General features: G+C 72.6%; 16 protein-coding genes. 4 read left to right on the top strand and 12 right to left on the bottom strand.

The features are described from left to right. Positions 1-192: 192 nt before the first annotated feature. The 5 genes from rpmA to ACI79S_RS16395 all read right to left on the bottom strand — a co-directional run bounded on the left by rpmA (position 193) and on the right by ACI79S_RS16395 (position 7307). Entirely contained in the window at positions 193-450 is a 258-nt protein-coding gene (gene rpmA / locus ACI79S_RS16415) for a 50S ribosomal protein L27 (RefSeq protein ID WP_014375373.1), read from the bottom strand. Between the two features lie 7 nt (positions 451-457). Beyond that, positions 458-769, bottom strand: a complete 312-nt coding sequence (rplU, locus tag ACI79S_RS16410) for a 50S ribosomal protein L21 (RefSeq protein WP_456594505.1) — start codon at positions 767-769, stop codon at positions 458-460. A gap of 276 nt (positions 770-1045) precedes the next feature. Next, the gene (locus ACI79S_RS16405) at positions 1046-4264 is read right to left on the bottom strand and encodes an Rne/Rng family ribonuclease (protein ID WP_456594504.1); all 3219 of its coding nucleotides are present in this window, start codon (positions 4262-4264) and stop codon (positions 1046-1048) included. A 317-nt stretch (positions 4265-4581) separates the two neighbouring features. Further along, complete coding sequence (locus ACI79S_RS16400) at positions 4582-5349, bottom strand: TIGR03936 family radical SAM-associated protein (RefSeq protein ID WP_456594503.1); 768 nt, start codon at positions 5347-5349, stop codon at positions 4582-4584. Positions 5350-5363: 14 nt separating this feature from the next. Next, positions 5364-7307, bottom strand: a complete 1944-nt coding sequence (locus ACI79S_RS16395; RefSeq protein ID WP_456594502.1) for a TIGR03960 family B12-binding radical SAM protein — start codon at positions 7305-7307, stop codon at positions 5364-5366. Between the two features lie 170 nt (positions 7308-7477). Here ACI79S_RS16395 and ACI79S_RS16390 point away from each other — a divergent pair, with 170 nt between their 5' ends. Continuing rightward, positions 7478-7744 carry a helix-turn-helix transcriptional regulator gene (locus ACI79S_RS16390; protein WP_456581697.1) on the top strand — a complete coding sequence of 89 codons (267 nt, stop codon included), beginning with the start codon at positions 7478-7480 and terminating at the stop codon, positions 7742-7744. Beyond that, positions 7741-8247, top strand: coding sequence for a hypothetical protein (locus tag ACI79S_RS16385; RefSeq protein WP_456594501.1), 507 nt, complete (start codon positions 7741-7743; stop codon positions 8245-8247). Before ACI79S_RS16390 ends, ACI79S_RS16385 begins: the two co-directional genes overlap by 4 nt. Positions 8248-8332: 85 nt before the next feature. On the opposite strand, the gene ndk is transcribed toward ACI79S_RS16385, so the two are convergent. The 3 genes from ndk to ACI79S_RS16370 are packed head-to-tail and all read right to left on the bottom strand — an operon-like array spanning position 8333 to position 10514. Next, the gene (gene ndk, locus ACI79S_RS16380; RefSeq protein WP_456594500.1) at positions 8333-8743 is read right to left on the bottom strand and encodes a nucleoside-diphosphate kinase; all 411 of its coding nucleotides are present in this window, start codon (positions 8741-8743) and stop codon (positions 8333-8335) included. A gap of 11 nt (positions 8744-8754) precedes the next feature. Then, positions 8755-9162, bottom strand: coding sequence for a DUF4233 domain-containing protein (locus tag ACI79S_RS16375; protein WP_456594499.1), 408 nt, complete (start codon positions 9160-9162; stop codon positions 8755-8757). Next, on the bottom strand, positions 9159-10514 hold the full coding sequence (locus tag ACI79S_RS16370; RefSeq protein ID WP_456594498.1) for a bifunctional folylpolyglutamate synthase/dihydrofolate synthase: 1356 nt from the start codon (positions 10512-10514) through the stop codon (positions 9159-9161). The genes ACI79S_RS16375 and ACI79S_RS16370 overlap by 4 nt, the downstream gene beginning before the upstream one ends. Positions 10515-10623: 109 nt before the next feature. Here ACI79S_RS16370 and valS point away from each other — a divergent pair, with 109 nt between their 5' ends. Continuing rightward, positions 10624-13209 (top strand): valine--tRNA ligase, encoded by a 2586-nt coding sequence (valS, locus tag ACI79S_RS16365; RefSeq protein ID WP_456594497.1) that lies wholly within the window; start codon positions 10624-10626, stop codon positions 13207-13209. Between the two features lie 76 nt (positions 13210-13285). On the opposite strand, the gene ACI79S_RS16360 is transcribed toward valS, so the two are convergent. After that, entirely contained in the window at positions 13286-13540 is a 255-nt protein-coding gene (locus ACI79S_RS16360) for a hypothetical protein (protein WP_456594496.1), read from the bottom strand. A 237-nt stretch (positions 13541-13777) separates the two neighbouring features. Between ACI79S_RS16360 and ACI79S_RS16355 the strand changes: the two genes are divergently transcribed. After that, positions 13778-14341 carry an endonuclease domain-containing protein gene (locus ACI79S_RS16355; protein ID WP_456594495.1) on the top strand — a complete coding sequence of 188 codons (564 nt, stop codon included), beginning with the start codon at positions 13778-13780 and terminating at the stop codon, positions 14339-14341. Between the two features lie 61 nt (positions 14342-14402). Here the strand turns inward: ACI79S_RS16355 and clpX are convergent, their stop codons facing one another. From clpX to ACI79S_RS16340, 3 genes are all read right to left on the bottom strand, one after another. After that, entirely contained in the window at positions 14403-15677 is a 1275-nt protein-coding gene (gene clpX / locus ACI79S_RS16350; protein ID WP_347059980.1) for an ATP-dependent Clp protease ATP-binding subunit ClpX, read from the bottom strand. Positions 15678-15972: 295 nt separating this feature from the next. Further along, positions 15973-16602 carry an ATP-dependent Clp protease proteolytic subunit gene (locus ACI79S_RS16345; RefSeq protein WP_456594494.1) on the bottom strand — a complete coding sequence of 210 codons (630 nt, stop codon included), beginning with the start codon at positions 16600-16602 and terminating at the stop codon, positions 15973-15975. Positions 16603-16622: 20 nt separating this feature from the next. Further along, positions 16623-17261, bottom strand: coding sequence for an ATP-dependent Clp protease proteolytic subunit (locus ACI79S_RS16340; protein WP_456594493.1), 639 nt, complete (start codon positions 17259-17261; stop codon positions 16623-16625). Positions 17262-17367 lie beyond the last annotated feature (106 nt).

The raw sequence follows: 17367 nt of genomic DNA, 5'->3' as shown, positions 1-17367 counted from the left end.
GTTGACCCTATCGACGAACGCGGCCTGGGGTGTCGAGCGGAGGAGGCCGCGCCGCCTCCTACCTACCTTTCAAGCGCGACGAGCGCACGGGCCGATCGGCCCGTGCGCTCGTCGCGAAAAGGAACGTGCTGGAACGGCCCCCTGCCGGGTCCCGCCGCGAGCTCGCGAGCGGCGGGGGGCAGGGGGTGTTTCTCAGGCCTCGACCGCGGTGATGGAGACGGTCTTGCGTCCCCGCCGCGTGCCGAACGTGACCGAGCCCGGCGCGAGCGCGAACAGCGTGTCGTCGCCGCCGCGGCCGACGCCGAGACCCGGGTGGAAGTGGGTCCCGCGCTGGCGGACGATGATCTCGCCGGCCTTCACGACCTGGCCACCGAAGCGCTTGACGCCGAGGCGCTGCGCGTTCGAGTCGCGGCCGTTGCGGGAGGACGAGGCGCCCTTCTTGTGTGCCATGTCGGCGTCAGCCCTTCGAGATGTCGCGGACCACGAGGCTGGTCAGGGGCTGACGGTGCCCCTGCCGCTTGTGGTAGCCGGTCTTGTTCTTGAACTTGTGGATGTGGATCTTCGGGCCCTTGCCGTGCTCGAGGATCTCACCGGTCACGGTCACCTTCGCCAGGGCCGCCGCGTCGCTGGTGACGGTGTCGCCGTCGACCAGCAGGATGGCCGGGAGGGCGACGGTGTCGCCCGCCGCACCCTGCAGGCGGTTGATCGTGAACGTGTCGCCCACGGCCACCTTGTGCTGGCTCCCGCCGGCCTTCACCACTGCGTACACCACTGACTCCTCGTTAGCTTCTTCACGTCGAGCTCTGTGTCCGGCGCGCACGACCGGGGGGCGCCGGGTGCTTGGACGGGCTGCGCACGCCGTCCCGGCGGCACCCGGAGGCGCCTGCGCGGTGGCGCAGCAACCCGACCAGCGTACCCGAGCCGTCCCGCACCGGTCGACACGGCCCGGCTGTGGCCCTGCTGACCCTGCTCCCCCGGGCCGGCGCCCCCGTCCGGGGTCGCCGGACGGGGGGCGCCGGACGGGGGGCGCCTGGCCTGCCAGGGACTAGGACACCGGCGGACCGGCCGGCCGGCTGGCCGCCCGGCGGCGCCGCGGCCGTGCGGCCGCGGCCGGGGCCTCGCCGTCCCCGGCGGCCGGTTCGGCCGGCGCACCCGGGGCTTCGGCACCGGCGTCGGCGGCGTGCGCCACCCCGCCGGGGACGACGTCGGCCGTCGTCGTCGCCGGGGTGATCGGCTGCGGGGACTCGGCCGGGGCCTCGACGGCACCGACCTCACCGGCCGGGAGCACGTCCTCGGCCTCGGTCTCCGCCGGCGGCGGGACCGGAGCGGTCGCGGGCAGCGGCTGGACCGTCGTCACCCGCGCGTCCACCCGCTGCACGGGCGGGACGAGCACCTGCACCTCCGGGCCGGCCGGCGCGTCGTCCGCGTCGGTCCGCTCGGGCTCCGGCGAGCCGGTGACCGGGGCCGGAGCGACCGGGTCGACGTCCTCGACCGTCTCGGCCGAGCCGTCGGCCACGGGCTCGCCGGCGGGCGTCCCGTCGTCGGCGCGGGTGCCGGCGAGCACGGCGGCGTCCTCGGCCGCGCGCTCCTCCCCCGACTGCCCGCGGTTGCGGCGGCCGCGGCTGCGGCGACCGCCGCTGCGGCCCTCGGTGGCCTCGCCGTCGCCCGCGGGGGTCTCGGCGGTGACCGGCTGGGCACCCTTCTCGGCCTCCGTGGCCGCGGACGCCTCCGTGGCGGCGGGCGCCTCCTTGCCGGCGGTCTCCTTACCGGAGCCGCCGCCGTTGCCGCGGTTGCGCCCGCTGCCGGAGTCCTTGCCGCCGGAATCCTTCGCGGCGTCCTTCCCGGCCGAGCCGTTGCCGCCCGAGCCGCTCCCCCGGCGCTTCTCGTCCACCGGGTCGAGGTGCACGACGATGCCGCGCCCGCGGCAGTGCTCGCAGGACTCGGAGAAGACCTCCAGCAGACCCTGGCCCACCCGCTTGCGGGTCATCTGGACCAGGCCCAGGGAGGTGACCTCGGCGACCTGGTGCTTGGTCCGGTCGCGACCCAGGCACTCGGTCAGGCGCCGCAGCACCAGGTCGCGGTTGCTCTCGAGCACCATGTCGATGAAGTCGATGACGATGATGCCGCCGATGTCGCGCAGCCGGAGCTGGCGGACGATCTCCTCCGCCGCCTCCATGTTGTTGCGCGTGACGGTCTGCTCGAGGTTGCCGCCCGAGCCGGTGAACTTCCCGGTGTTGACGTCGACGACCGTCATCGCCTCGGTGCGGTCGATCACCAGCGAGCCGCCCGACGGCAGCCATACCTTGCGGTCCAGCGCCTTCGTCAGCTGCTCGTCGATCCGCAGGTCGTGGAAGACGTCGCCCTGACCGGTGTAGCGGGTCAGCCGCGCGGTGAGCTCGGGGCTGACGTGCGCGACGTAGGCCTCGACGGTGTCCCAGGCGTCGTCGCCCTGGACGACGAGCTCCTTGAAGTCCTCGTTGAAGACGTCGCGGATCACCCGGATCGCGAGGTCCGGCTCGCCGTAGAGCAGGGTCGGCGCGTTCGACGTCGACTCGGACTTCTGCTTGATGACGTCCCACTGCGCCTTCAGCCGGTTGACGTCGCGGGTGAGCTCCTCCTCCGAGGCGCCCTCCGCGGCGGTCCGGATGATCACACCGGCGTCCTCGGGGACGATCCGCTTGAGGATGTCCTTGAGCCGCTGGCGCTCGGTGTCGGGCAGCTTGCGGCTGATCCCGGTCATCGAGCCGCCGGGCACGTAGACCAGGAAGCGGCCGGGCAGGTTGATCTGCTGGGTCAGCCGGGCGCCCTTGTGGCCGATCGGGTCCTTGGTGACCTGCACCAGGATCTTGTCGCCGGACTTGAACGCCTGCTCGATCGAGCGCTGCTTGCCGGAGAGCCCGGCGGCGTCCCAGTTCACCTCGCCGGCGTAGACGACGGCGTTGCGGCCCTTGCCGATGTCGACGAACGCCGCCTCCATGCTGGGCAGCACGTTCTGCACCCGGCCCAGGTAGACGTTGCCGGCGAAGGAGGTCGCCGAGGCCTGGGTGACGTAGTGCTCGACGAGGACGTCGTCCTCGAGGACGGCGATCTGCGTCCGCTCGCCGCGCTGGCGGATGACCATCTTCCGGTCGACGGCCTCGCGGCGGGCGAGGAACTCCGACTCGGTCAGGATCGGCTGGCGACGGCGCCCGGTGTCCCGGCCGTCCCGGCGGCGCTGGCGCTTGGCCTCGAGCCGGGTGGAGCCGGCGATGCCGCGGACGTCGTCGTCGCTGGTGCTGCGGCCGTTGCGGCCGGCCCGCTCGGGGCGGTCGTCGTCGTCCGTGTCGTCGGAGGCCTCGTCCGCGCCGGAGCTGCCACCGCGGCGACGGCGGCGCCGCCGGCGACGGGTGCCCGATCCGGTCGACCCCTCGTCCTCGCTCTCGCCCTCGTCCTCGTCGGTGTCGGTCGCGGCGCCGGAGGTCTCGTCGTCCTCGGTGTCGTCGGCCTGCGGTCGCTCGTCGCCGGCGTCGTCGTCGGAGTCCGAGGGGTCCTCGCCGCTGCGGCCCCGCCCACGGCCGCGACGGCCCCGGCGGCGACGCCGGCTCGCCGACGAGCCCCCCTCGTCGCGGTCCTCGCCGGACTCGTCGCGGTCGTCGGCGTCCTCGGCCTGCTCGTCCTCGGTGTCGGCCACCGCCCGCTCCGGCTGCTCCTCCGCGGGGCGGCGGCGGGACCGGCTGCGGCGGGAGCGGGGCGCCTCGTCGGCGGTCGCGTCCTCGCCGTCCTGGTCGCCGGCTGCGTCCTCGACGTCGGGTTCCGGGGACTCCGCCGGGCGGCGGCTGCGCCGGCGGGGCGCGGGCGGCGCGTCGTCGGGCGGCGCCACGAAGCTCACGAACGCGGGGACCGGTGCCGCCGCGACGGGTCGGACGGCCTCGACCTGGTCCGGGTCGGCCGCGCCGGCCGGCCGGGTGGCCCGGCGGCGGGGACGGGCCACGACGGCCGTGGGCTCCGGCGAGCTGAACTGGGCGCCGAACCGCGGTCCGGCCGACTCGGGCTCGGGCGTCTCGGCCGCGGCGTCGGCGGTCTCGGTCTCGGTCTCGGTCTCGGTCTCGGTCTCGGTCTCGTCGACGGTGTCGGTCTCGTCGACGGCCTCGGCGTCCGGCGCCCCCTCCTCGGGGGTGGCCGGCGCGCCGGTGACCTCTGCCTCGGCGGGCTGGGGTGCGCCCGGCGGGACCGTGGTCTCCTGCGCGTCGTCGTTCTCGGTGGTCGGGTGGTCGGTGTCAGCCACGAGGGCTCTCGCCTCCTGTGCTGCTCCCGGGCGCCGATCGAAGGGACTGGCGGCCGCGCAGGAGCACGGGTTGGGCGGGGCGGGCCGCCGCGCGGGGTACGGCGGACTGGCTCGCCCTGCGAAGTCTGTGGGCGGCTCCCGCGCGACGGTTGCCGCGGCGGGGAGCCGGATGCGGTGGTGCGCACCTCCGGTGACGCCGGGGGTGGTGGTGCGGGTCCTGCGGTGGTCTGGGCATCCGGGCCGGGTGGACCGGAACGGGCGCGTCACGTCTGGCAGCCGTGGCGCTCGACAGCGCGCGGCCTCCGGGCGTCCGCCGGTCAGACCGTCGCGTGCTCCCCCTGGCAGCGGGTGCGCGCCGCACGGTCAGGACCGAGCGGATCGGCCACGGTCCCGGTGTCGTCGAGCCGGCCCTGCGCCTCACGCACGGCCCGGGGGGGCAACGGCGGGCGCAGGTCGGCGACGGCAGCCAGGGCGGCCAACACGTCGTCGGGTCGTACAGCGGGCGTCACCTGCCGGACGACCATGTGCAGTATGGCACAACCTGCCTCCTCCGCCGCTGACGCGCTGGCCACGGCGGGGCGCGCGTCGACGTCCTTGAGGCCGTTCTTGGTCCGCTTGGCGACGGTGACGACGTCGGCCGCCAGGAACTTCTCGACCGCCGGGGCGAGCTCCTGCAGGGGCACGCCGGGCAGCTCCACGCGCCAGACGGAGGTGTCGATGCGGTCGGCCAGGGAACCGGTCCCCTCCTGCGCCTCGACGACCTCCAGGACGGCGATGTCGGGCGGCAGGGCGGTGTCCAGCGCGACCCGCACCGCCTCGGGATCGCAGCGGACGGCCACCCCGATCTCCAGGTACTCCGCCTCGCTGGCCGACCCTGTCGGCGCGGCCCCGATGTAGGAGATCTTCGGGTGCGGGCTGAACCCGGCGGAGAACGCCATCGGCACCTGCGCCCGGCGCAGCGCCCGCTCCAGGGCCCGGGCGAGGTCGCGGTGGGAGGCGAACCGCAGCCGGCCCCGCTTGGCGTAGCGGATCCGGAGCTTCTGGACGGTCGGCGGCGGCGGTGGGCCGTCGGGCTGGCGCGCCATCTGGTCTCCCCCGCTCAGACGACGGTGAGCGGCAGCAGGCTGCGCCCCGTCGGCCCGATCTGGATCTCGGTGCCCATCGTCGGGCAGACCCCGCAGTCGTAGCAGGGGGTCCACCGGCAGTCGGCGACCTCCTCCTCGGAGAGCGCCTCCTGCCAGTCCTCCCAGAGCCACTCCTTGTCCAGCCCGGAGTCCAGGTGGTCCCAGGGGAGGATCTCGTGCTCGGTGCGCTCGCGGGTGGTGAACCAGTCGAGGTCGACGCCGAAGGCGGCCAGCTCCTCGGCCGCGGCCTGGGTCCAGCGCTCGAAGGAGAAGTGCTCGCTCCAGCCGTCGAACTTGCCGCCCTCGCGCCACACCCGCTCGATGACCCGGCCCACCCGGCGGTCGCCCCGGGAGAGCAGGCCCTCGATCACGCCGGGCTTGCCGTCGTGGTAGCGCAGCCCGATGGAGCGGCCGATCCGCCGGTCGGCGTTGATCGCCTGGCGCAGCACCCGCAGCCGGTGGTCGATGGTCTCGGCGCTGGCCTGGGCGGCCCACTGGAAGGGCGTGTGCGGCTTGGGCACGAAGCCGCCGATGGAGACGGTGCAGCGGATGTCCTTGCGGCCGCTGGCCTCGCGGCCGGCGCGGATGACCTCGACCGCGAGCTCCGCGATCTCCAGCACGTCCTCGTCGGTCTCGGTCGGCAGACCGCACATGAAGTAGAGCTTCACCTGCGTCCAGCCGTTGGCGTACGCCGTCGTCACCGTGCGGACGAGGTCCTCCTTGGACACCGTCTTGTTGATGACCCGGCGGATCCGCTCGCTGCCGCCCTCGGGGGCGAACGTCAGCCCGCTGCGCCGGCCGTTGCGGGAGAGCTCGTTGGCCAGCGTGACGTTGAAGGCGTCCACGCGGGTGCTGGGCAGGCTGAGGCTGGTGTTGGTGCCCTCGTAGCGGTCGGCGAGCTGCTTGGCGACCTGGCCGATCTCGGAGTGGTCGGCGCTCGAGAGGCTGAGCAGGCCGACCTCCTCGTAACCGGTGGCCTTCAGCCCCTGCTCGACCATCGAGCCGATGCCGGTGATCGTCCGCTCGCGCACCGGGCGGGTGATCATCCCGGCCTGGCAGAAGCGGCAGCCGCGGGTGCAGCCGCGGAAGATCTCCACGCTCATCCGCTCGTGCACGCTCTCGGCGAGCGGCACCAGCGGCTGCTTCGGGTAGGGCCACTCGTCGAGGTCCATGACGGTGCGCTTGCCGACCTTCGCCGGGACGTCGTCCCGGGTGGGGGTGACCGCGGCGATGGCGCCGTCCGGGCCGTAGGAGAAGGCGTAGAAGCGCGGGACGTAGACGCCGTCCACGCGGGCCAGGCGGGCGAGCAGCTCCTCGCGGCCCCCGGGGCGGCCCTGCGCCTTCCAGGCCTTGACGACGTCGGTGATGTCGCCGACGGCCTGCTCGCCGTCACCGAGGACGGCGCAGTCGACGAAGTCGGCGACCGGCTCGGGGTTGAACGCGGCGTGCCCGCCGGCCACGACGACCGGGTGGGTCTCGTCGCGGTCGACGGCGTGCAGGGGGACCTCCGCGAGGTCGAGCGCCTCGAGCAGGTTGGTGTAGCCCAGCTCGGTGGCGAAGCTGACGCCCAGGAGGTCGAAGTCGCGCACGGAGCGGTGGCCGTCGACGGTGAACTGCGGGACGCCGTGCTCGCGCATCAGCGCGGCGAGGTCGGGCCAGACGGCGTAGGTGCGCTCGGCCAGGGCGTCGGGGCGCTCGTTGAGCACCTCGTAGAGGATCATCAGCCCCTGGTTCGGCAGCCCCACCTCGTAGGCGTCGGGGTACATGAGCGCCCAGTGCACGTCCGCGGACTCCCACGGCTTGGTCTGGGCGTTGAGCTCACCACCCACGTACTGGATGGGCTTCTGGATCTGGGCCAGCAGCGGCTCGAGTCGCGGGTACAGCGACTCGCCGGCGGTGGTGCGGAGCTCTGCAGTCATGACCCGTCCAGGGTAGCCGCCGCGCCCCACTCCCCCCGCCCCATCGACGATCAGGTGACCTGATCATCGAGCGTCCTCCCGCACCGCAGGCGCTGAGGGAGGACGCGCTGCGCCGAGGGAGGACGGGCCGCGGCTTGTGTGGCCGTAGCATTATTGCTACGTTTTATCGCATGGGACGACAGCCGAAGTCCGAGGCGGACAAGGTGCACGACCGCATCGCGGTGCTCCGCGCCGACCGCGGCGTGAGCCGGAAGGAACTCGCGGACGCCGTCGGGGTGCACCCGCAGACGATCGGCTACGTGGAGCGCGGCGAGTACAGCCCGTCGCTGGCCCTGGCCCTGCGCATCGCCCGCTTCTTCGACCTGCCCGTCGAGGCGGTCTTCTCCCTCGACCCGCTGCCCTCGCTCAGCGAGGAACTCCTCAGGAGGACGCCATGAGCACGCACCCGCAGCAGACCTACCTCGCCAAGACCTTCGACGACGACCGCTACGCCTGGGCACGGAGCCGCCGCGCCCGCCGCCGGTCGGTGGCCGCCGAAGTGGCCCTCTTCGTCGCCCTCGTCGCCGCGACGCTGGTCAGCGCCTCCACCGACGAGGGGTGGACGACGACGTACTTCGTCATCTGGACGGCCGGGATGCTGGCGTTCATCCCCCTGCACTCGGTGCTCAACCTCGGCATCCGGGGCGTCCTCGACCGCGACAAGCGGTCGCTGGACGAGCACCAGCGGCGGCTGGGCGAGCGGTCGCACAGCGCGATGGGCTGGCCGAGCATGGCGCTGACCTTCGCGGCGATCGGAGGGGCGGTCGCCGTCGTCGCACTCACCGAGCACGTCGCGCTGGCGCTGTGCCTCGGGTTCCTGCTGTGGCTGGCCAGTGGCCTGCTGACCTACTGGCACCTGGCCTGGACCGCTCCCGAGGAGCCGGCCGACGCCGACTACTGAGCAGAGGAAAGCCCCTCACCCCTGACCCCCTCGCAGGGGCCCGCCGCGAGCGCGCGAGCGGTGGGGGGCGAGGGGGTTTCCTCGTTCAGCCGAGGTCGGGGAAGAAGAGCTTCACCTCGCGCTCGGCGGACTCGGGCGAGTCGGAGCCGTGCACGATGTTGTTCTGCACCTCGAGGGCGAAGTCGCCGCGGATGGTCCCGGGGCCGGCCTTCACCGGGTCGGTGGCGCCGGCGAGGGCGCGGAACGCCTCGATGGCCCGCGGCCCCTCGACGACCAGCGCCATGAGCGGACCGCTGGTGATGAACTGCACCAGGTCGGCGAAGAACGGCCGCTCGCGGTGCTCGGCGTAGTGGGTCTCGGCGGTCTCCCGGTCCAGGGTGCGCAGCTCGGCGGCGACCAGGCGCAGCCCCTTGCGCTCGAGCCGCGTGATCACCTCACCGACCAGGCCACGGGAGACGCCGTCGGGCTTGACGAGGACGAGAGTGCGTTCGGTCACGGGGCGGCAGCCTACGGGGTGGCTGCTCCACCGCCGTCGGCGTCGGTTCCCCGGGGCTCCTCGACCGGTCCGAACGGGGTGCCGACCAACTCCTTGCGCACCTGCAGCAGGTAGGCCCAGATGAGCAGGAAGGCCCCGGCCACGAACCACATGACGCCGTTGAGCAGACCGGTGAGCAGCAGCGGCACCTGCAGGACGGTGCCGATCAGCAGGCCCCGCTCCCGGCGCTGCAGGCCGGAGGCGAGGATCAGCACCACCGCCAGGACCAGCAGGACGGTCAGCCGGCCGGCGCCGAGCCCCTCCTCGGTCTGCGCGATGCCGCGGGGCACGAACAGCACCGCGATGCCCTCGAGCACCAGCACCCCGGCCGCGACTCCGCGCAGCGCCTTCGCCGCGCGCGCCGGGTCCGGTGCGGTCACCGCGAGCCCCGCGCCATCAGCGTGCGAGCCTCGCCGGCGGTGATCACGCTGCCGGTGACCAGCACGCCGGAGCCGCCCAGGGCGTCGTCCGGGCCCGCCTCGGCCAGCTCGATCGCCTCGGTGATCGCCTCGGCCAGCTCTGGCTGGACGCTCACCCGGTCGGCGCCGAAGACGTCGACGGCCAGCGCGCCGAGCTCGTCGGCGGGCATGGCGCGCGGCGAGTCGTGCTGGGTGACGACCAGCTCGGCGCAGATCTCCTCGAGCGCGGCCAGCATCCCGACGACGTCCTTGCCGTGCACGCACCCGACGACGCCGACGAGCCGGGTGAAGTCGAAGGACTCCCGGAGCGCCTCGACGGTCGCGCGCATGCCGGCCGGGTTGTGCGCCGCGTCGACCAGCACCGTCGGGCTGGTGCGCACCCGCTCCAGCCGGCCAGGCGACCGGACGGCGGCGAAGGCGGCGCGCACCGTCTCCTGCTCGACCGGGCCGGTCGCCGCGCCCGCGCCGAGGAACGCCTCGACCGCGGCGAGCGCCGTCACGGCGTTCTGCGCCTGGTGCGCGCCGAACAGCGGGAGGAAGACCTCCTCGTACTCCCCGCCGAGCCCCTGCAGGCGCACCTGCTGCCCGCCGACGGCGATCCTGCGCTCCAGCACGCCGAACTCGGTGCCCTCACGGGCGACCACCGCCTCGACCTCCACGGCGCGGCGGACCAGGGTGTCGAGCGCGCCGGGCTGCTGGTGGGCCAGCACCGCGATGGCGTCGGGCTTGATGATCCCGGCCTTCTCCCCCGCGATCGTCGCGACGTCGGGACCGAGGTACTCGGCGTGGTCGAGGTCGACGGGGGTGACGACGGCGACGCGGGCGTCGGCGACGTTGGTGGCGTCCCACCGACCCCCCATGCCGACCTCGATGACGGCGACGTCGACCGGCGCGTCGGCGAACAGCGCGTAGGCCATGCCGACCATGACCTCGAAGAAGCTCAGCGGCACCTCGCCGGCGGTGTCGACCATCTGCACGTAGGGCGCGATGTCCTCGTAGGTCTCGACGAACCGCTCGGTGCTGACCGGCTCGCCGTCGAGGACGATTCGCTCGCGGATCGACTCCAGGTGCGGACTGGTGAAGCGGCCCACGCGGAGCCCGAAGCCGCGCAGCAGCTCGTCGATCATGCGAGCCGTCGTCGTCTTGCCGTTGGTGCCCGCCACCTGGATGACCGGCATCGCGCGGTGCGGGGATCCCAGCAGGTCGACCAGGGCGGTGATGCGGGTGAGCGAGGGCTCCAGGCGGCTCTCCGGCCAGCGGGCCAGCAGCTCCCTCTCCACCCGGGCCATGTCACCGGTGCTGCTGTTGCTCATCCTGCTCAGGATGCCAGCCAGGACACCGGACCGGCTCCGCGCCCCGGCCCGCTCCTCGCTCGATGCTCCCGCGGCTGTCACCGGTCGTGCACTTCCTAGGATGAGGGACATGGTTCCCGACATCGCGACCCCGGACACGACTGCCCCGGCTGCGACCGTCGGCGTACCCGACCGGCCGACCGTCGACGGGCTCGAGGAGAAGTGGATCGCCCGCTGGGCGGAGCAGGACACCTACGGCTTCGACCGCGCCGCCGCGCTGGCCGCGCCTCGCGCGCAGATCTGGTCGATCGACACCCCGCCGCCGACCGCCAGCGGCTCGCTGCACGTGGGGCACGTCTTCAGCTACACCCATACCGACATCGTCGCCCGTTACCAGCGGATGCGCGGCAAGCACGTCTACTACCCGATGGGCTGGGACGACAACGGCCTGCCCACCGAGCGGCGGGTGCAGAACTACTACGGCGTCCGGTGCGACCCGGCGCTGCCCTACGACCCGTCCTTCGAGCCGCCCGCGAAGCCCGGCAAGGACCAGGTGCCGATCTCGCGGCGCAACTTCGTCGAGCTGTGCATGCAGCTGACGGAGGAGGACGAGGCCGAGTTCGAGAAGCTGTGGCGCCGCGTCGGCCTATCGGTGGACTGGACCAACGTCTACCGCACGATCTCGGAGTCCTCCCGGGCCACCGCCCAGCGGATGTTCCTGCGCAACCTCGCCCGCGGTGAGGCCTACGCCCAGGAGGCGCCGACCCTCTGGGACGTCACCTTCCGCACCGCCGTCGCCCAGGCCGAGCTCGAGGACCGGGAGCGGCCCGGCGCGTACCACCGGATCTCGTTCCACTCCGCCGCCGGCCCGGTGTTCATCGAGACCACCCGCCCGGAGCTGCTGCCGGCCTGCGTCGCGCTGGTCGCCCACCCCGACGACGAGCGGTACCAGCCGCTGTTCGGGAAGACCGTCCGGACGCCGATCTTCGACGTCGAGGTGCCGGTCGTCGCCCACCGCCTCGCCGAGCCGGACAAGGGCTCCGGCATCGCGATGATCTGCACCTTCGGCGACCTCAACGACGTCACCTGGTGGCGCGAGCTCCAGCTGCCGACCCGGGCGATCGTCGGCTGGGACGGCCGGATCCTGGCCGAGCCGCCGGCCGACGTCCCCGCGGAGCCGTACGCGGAGCTCGCCGGGAAGACCGTCTTCAGCGCGCAGCAGCGCATCGTGGAGATGCTGCGGGAGTCCGGCGACCTGGAGGGCGACCCGAAGCCGATCACCCACCCGGTGAAATTCTTCGAGAAGGGCGAGCGCCCGCTGGAGATCGTCACCACGCGGCAGTGGTACATCCGCAACGGCGGCCGCGACACCGACCTGCGCGACGCCCTCGTCGCCCGGGGCCGGGAGATCCAGTGGGTGCCCGAGCACATGCGGCACCGCTACGACAACTGGGTCGAGGGCCTCAACGGCGACTGGCTGATCAGCCGACAGCGCTTCTTCGGGGTGCCCTTCCCGGTCTGGTACCGGCTCGACGAGGCCGGTGAGCCCGACTTCGAGAACCCGATCCTCGCGGCCGAGGAGTCGCTGCCGGTCGACCCGTCCTCCGACGTGCCGCCCGGCTTCGACGAGGCACAGCGCGGCCAGCCCGGCGGGTTCATGGCCGACCCCGACGTCATGGACACCTGGGCGACGTCCTCGCTGTCGCCGCAGGTCGCGTCGGGCTGGGACACCGACCCGGAGCTGTTCGCCGCGGTCTTCCCGATGGACCAGCGCCCGCAGGCGCACGACATCATCCGCACCTGGCTGTTCTCCACCGTCGTCCGGGCGCACTTCGAGCACGGCACCGTGCCGTGGACGCACGCCACCATCTCCGGCTTCGTCGTCGACCCCGACCGCAAGAAGATGTCGAAGTCCAAGGGCAACGCGACCACGCCGATCGACGTGCTCGAGCGGTACGGCACCGACGCGGTGCGCTGGCGCGCGGCCGGGGCACGCCCCGGTGCGGACTCGCCGTTCGACGAGGCGCAGATGAAGGTCGGCCGCCGGCTGGCCATGAAGATCCTCAACGTCGGCAAGTTCGTGCTGGGTCTGGGCGCCTCGGCGTCGCTGTCGGCCGACGACGTCACCGAGCCGATCGACCGTGCGCTGCTCGCCGGGCTGGCCGCCGTCGTCGACGAGGCGACCGCGGCGATGGAGGCGTTCAACTACACCCGCGCGCTCGAGGTGGCGGAGTCGTTCTTCTGGTCGTTCTGCGACGACTACGTCGAGTTGGTGAAGTCCCGCGCCTACCGGTCGGACGAGGCGGCGACCTCCGCCCAGGCGGCGCTGGCGGTCGCCCTCGACGTCCAGCTGCGGCTGTTCGCCCCGGTGCTGCCGTTCGTCACCGAAGAGGTCTGGTCGTGGTGGCAGACGGGCTCGGTGCACCGGTCGCTGTGGCCGACGGCGACCGAGCTGCCGACCGGGGGCGACCCCGCTGTGGTCTCCGTGGCCGCGGCCGCGCTGGCCGGGGTGCGCAAGGCGAAGTCCGACGCCAAGCAGTCGATGCGCGCCGAGGTGGAGACTGCGACCGTCACCGCCCCGGCCGCGCAGGTGCCCGCGCTCGAGGCGGCGCGCTCGGACCTCGTCGACGCGGGCCGGATCCAGACGCTGACCGTGCGCCCGGGCGAGGGCGAGCTCACCGTCGACGTCGTCCTGGCCGAGGTCACCGAGGGCTGAGCTCGCTGCGCCCGTGCGGCCCCTTCTGGGGCTCCCACGGGGCGGTGGCTTCACCCCGCGTGCGCACGCGCGCAGGTCAGGCCAGGAATCCGGTGACCGTTGAACGCTGACGGTCCGGAACGGCGCCCGGCGTGATCCTCTGGCGTGCAACGGTCGGCTGTATCCACAGGCCCTCCGCCGCCGAACCCTCGACTGCGCCACCCTCTGCGCCGTGCACCGACTGCCCGCCCTCCTGCCCGACGGCGTCGCCCGGCGCGTCGACGTCGTCCGGGCGAGCAGTTCGAGCAGCGTCGGCCGCTGGCTGCGGGACGGCCAGCTGGTGCAGGTGCATCCGGGCGTCCTCGTGCTCCCCGGCCGCACGGACGAGTGGGCCATCAGGTCGCGCGCCGCGTCTCTCTGGGCCGACGGTCCGCTCAGCCACCTCTCCGCCCTCGTCGCGTGCGGGATGGCTGGGCCACAGGCCGGCCCGGTGCACGTGATGGTCCCGTACGCGCGCTCGCCGGAGCGACGACCCGACGTGGTGGCCCACCGCACCACCCGTCCCCTGGTCACCGTCCGGTGCGGTGCGGTGGACGCCGTCGAACCCGTCCGGAGCCTGGTCGACGCCTGGGCGTGGGCGCACTCCCCCGGGCGTAACCCGCGTAGCCGTCACGAGGCCGCTGTCGTGCGTCAGGCGTTGATCGAGGCCGTGCGGCGCCGGGACGTACGCACGGGAGCGCTCCGCCGCGAATCCGATCGGCGTGCCCGCCATCCCGGACGACGGCCGCTGGTCCAACTGCTCGACCTCGTTGCCGGGGGGTGTCAGAGCGAGCTCGAGATCTGGGGGGCGCCGAGGGTCCTGCCCGGACCACCCGTCGTACCCGCGCCGGTCCGGCAGCACGAACTCGTGCTCGGCAGCGGTCGGCGCGTGCAACTGGACGCCGCATGGCCTGCGGCGCGCGTGGCGGTGGAACTCGACGGCGCCGCCTTCCACGGCAGTCGGGAGCAGCGGGAACGGGACCTGCGCCGCGACACGGCGCTGGCGGCACTCGGCTGGGTCGTGCTGCGCTTCAGCTACGCCCGCCTGATGACCGACCCGGAGGGCTGCCGGCGGGAGATCGTCGCCGTGGTCCTCGCGCGGCTTGTCCGGTGAACGCCAAAGGCCCAGAACCTGGCGGATCCTGGGCCTCTGGCGTGCGCTGGTCAGCTGCGGGTCAGGCCGACTTCTCGCGGGGGGCGCGGGTCGGCTTGCGCGGCACGATCGTCGGGTTGACGTGCTCCAGCACGACCTCCTTGGTGATCACCACGGAGGCGACGTCCTCGCGGCTGGGGATGTCGTACATGACCGACTGGAGCACCTCCTCCATGATCGCGCGGAGCCCGCGGGCGCCGGTGCCGCGGAGGATCGCCTGGTCGGCGACGGCCTCGAGCGCGTCGTCGGTGAACTCCAGCTCCACGCCGTCGAGCTCGAACAGCTTCCGGTACTGGCGCACCAGGGCGTTCTTCGGCTGGGTCAGGATGTTGATCAGCGCCTGACGGTCCAGCTTCCGCACGCTGGTGATGACCGGGAGCCGGCCGATGAACTCGGGGATCATGCCGAACTTCAGCAGGTCCTCGGGCATGACCTCGGCGAAGGCGTTGGCGTCCTCGATCTCCTGCTTGCCGCGGATCTCGCCGGCGAACCCGATGCCCTGCTTGCCGGCGCGCGCCTCGATGACCTGCTCCAGGCCGGCGAACGCACCACCCACGATGAACAGCACGTTCGTCGTGTCGATCTGGATGAACTCCTGGTGCGGGTGCTTGCGGCCACCCTGTGGCGGCACCGACGCCGTCGTCCCCTCGAGGATCTTCAGCAGCGCCTGCTGCACGCCCTCGCCGGAGACGTCACGGGTGATCGACGGGTTCTCGCTCTTGCGGGCGATCTTGTCGACCTCGTCGATGTAGATGATGCCGGTCTCGGCCCGCTTGACGTCGTAGTCGGCGGCCTGGATCAGCTTCAGCAGGATGTTCTCGACGTCCTCGCCGACGTAGCCGGCCTCGGTGAGCGCGGTGGCGTCGGCGATGGCGAACGGCACGTTCAGCATCCGCGCCAGCGTCTGCGCGAGGTGCGTCTTGCCGCAGCCGGTGGGGCCGATCAGCAGGATGTTGGACTTCGCCAGCTCGACGGCGTCCTCGCGGGAGGCGCGGTCACCGCCGGCCTGGATCCGCTTGTAGTGGTTGTAGACCGCGACCGAGAGCGTCCGCTTGGCCTTGTCCTGGCCGATGACGTACTGGTCGAGGAAGTCGTGGATCTCCTTGGGCTTCGGCAGCTCGTCGAACTTCAGGTCCGACGACTCCGAGAGCTCTTCCTCGATGATCTCGTTGCAGAGATCGATGCACTCGTCGCAGATGTAGACCCCGGGGCCAGCGATGAGCTTCTTGACCTGCTTCTGGCTCTTCCCGCAGAACGAGCACTTGAGCAGGTCACCGCTCTCACCGATTCGTGCCACCTGCTGACCTCCACCTCGACTGTCGCCGGTCCTGGTGCCAGGTACCCGCGGGTTGGACCCTGCTGAAGATTTCTGCCCCGTTCGACCTCGCTGACAGGCTGCCCCGCGAGGCTCTCCTCCCAGCGCTTCCGGCCGGGGATCGGGCGTTCGCCGAACGTACCCGCCGCCGTGGACGAGGTCGGGCAATGACTCACCCGGATCGTCCGTGGCCGTCCCACATCTGTCCCGTCGTGCCCTCAGACCTCCGACGGTACGGGCCGAACACGCGCCCCGCGCGTCCCCGGCCCGTACCGGATCAGGCGGTGGGGAGGGCGTTGAGCTTGCGGCTCTGGATGACCTGGTCGACGAGCCCGTACTCCTTGGCCTCGCCGGCCGTCAGGATCTTGTCACGGTCGATGTCGGCACGGACCTGGTCGGCCGTCCGGCCGGTGTGCCGGGCCAGGATGTCCTCCATCTGGCTGCGCACCCGCTGGATCTCGGCAGCGTGGATCTCCAGGTCGGAGACCTGACCGCCGGCCTCGCCCGAGGGCTGGTGGATCAGCACGCGGGAGTACGGCAGCGCGAGCCGCTTGCCCGGCGTCCCGGCCGCGAGCAGCACGGCGGCGGCCGAGGCGGCCTGGCCCATGCAGACGGTCTGGATGTCGGGGCGGACGAACATCATCGTGTCGTAGATGGCCATCAGCGAGGTGAAGGAGCCACCGGGCGAGTTGATGTAGATGGTGATGTCGCGGTCCGGGTCGGCCGACTCCAGCGTGATGAGCTGCGCCATCACGTCGTTGGCCGACGCGTCGTCGATCTGCACCCCGAGGAAGATGATGCGCTCCTCGAAGAGCTTGTTGTACGGGTTCGACTCCTTCATGCCGTAGCTCGTGCGCTCCACGAAGGAGGGCAGGATGTACCGGCTGGAGGGCATCTGGAAGCTCATCTGTGTCTGTCCTCGGGAGCTCAGTTGTCGGAGACCGGGTTGGCGCTGTCGGTCATGGCGGCGCGGCTGACGACGTGGTCGACGAAGCCGTACTCGAGCGCCTCCTGAGCGGTGAACCAGCGGTCGCGGTCGGAGTCCTCGAGGATCCGCTCGACGGTCTGCCCAGTGAGCTGCGACTGCAGCTCCGACAGCTCCTGCTTGGTCCGCCGGAACAGGTCGGCCTGGATGGCGATGTCGGAGGCCGTGCCGCCGACGCCGGCCGAGGGCTGGTGCATGAGGATCCGCGCGTGCGGCAGGGCGTAGCGCTTGCCCTTCGTGCCCGCGGTCAGCAGGAACTGGCCCATCGAGGCGGCCAGGCCCATCCCGTAGGTGGCGACGTCGCAGTCGATGAACTGCATCGTGTCGTAGATGGCCATACCGGCGGTGACCGAGCCACCGGGCGAGTTGATGTAGAGGTGGATGTCCTGCTTGGGGTCCTCGGCGGAGAGCAGCAGCATCTGGGCGACGAGCTGGTTGGCGATGACGTCGTCGACCTGGGTGCCCAGGAAGATGATCCGCTCGCGCAGCAGGCGCTCGTAGACCGAGTCGCCGAGGTTCATCCCCCCGCCGTTGGCGCGCAGCATCGGCGCGCTGGCCAGGTTCGGGTCGGTGGTGCTCACGGGTGCGGTGACCTCCGTAGGACGCGTGTCGTGGCAGTCGGTCTCGGTGCGGTGCGGGCCCGGTTCGGCCCTCCGGGGGGCGATACCCCTCGGCGATCGCCTGAGT

The organism is Blastococcus sp. SYSU DS1024 (assembly GCF_054050795.1).
This window is presented reverse-complemented; position numbering and strand designations above follow the sequence as displayed.

Excerpts from the sequence above, each read along its gene's own strand:
- rpmA (WP_014375373.1), bottom strand. The coding sequence starts at position 450 with ATGGCACACAAGAAGGGCGCCTCGTCCTCCCGCAACGGCCGCGACTCG.
- ACI79S_RS16400 (WP_456594503.1), bottom strand. The coding sequence starts at position 5,349 with ATGGCGCGCCAGCCCGACGGCCCACCGCCGCCGCCGACCGTCCAGAAG.
- ACI79S_RS16395 (WP_456594502.1), bottom strand. The coding sequence starts at position 7,307 with ATGACTGCAGAGCTCCGCACCACCGCCGGCGAGTCGCTGTACCCGCGA.
- ACI79S_RS16390 (WP_456581697.1), top strand. The coding sequence starts at position 7,478 with ATGGGACGACAGCCGAAGTCCGAGGCGGACAAGGTGCACGACCGCATC.
- ACI79S_RS16385 (WP_456594501.1), top strand. The coding sequence starts at position 7,741 with ATGAGCACGCACCCGCAGCAGACCTACCTCGCCAAGACCTTCGACGAC.
- ACI79S_RS16370 (WP_456594498.1), bottom strand. The coding sequence starts at position 10,514 with ATGAGCAACAGCAGCACCGGTGACATGGCCCGGGTGGAGAGGGAGCTG.
- valS (WP_456594497.1), top strand. The coding sequence starts at position 10,624 with ATGGTTCCCGACATCGCGACCCCGGACACGACTGCCCCGGCTGCGACC.
- ACI79S_RS16360 (WP_456594496.1), bottom strand. The coding sequence starts at position 13,540 with ATGCACCTGCACCAGCTGGCCGTCCCGCAGCCAGCGGCCGACGCTGCT.
- ACI79S_RS16345 (WP_456594494.1), bottom strand. The coding sequence starts at position 16,602 with ATGAGCTTCCAGATGCCCTCCAGCCGGTACATCCTGCCCTCCTTCGTG.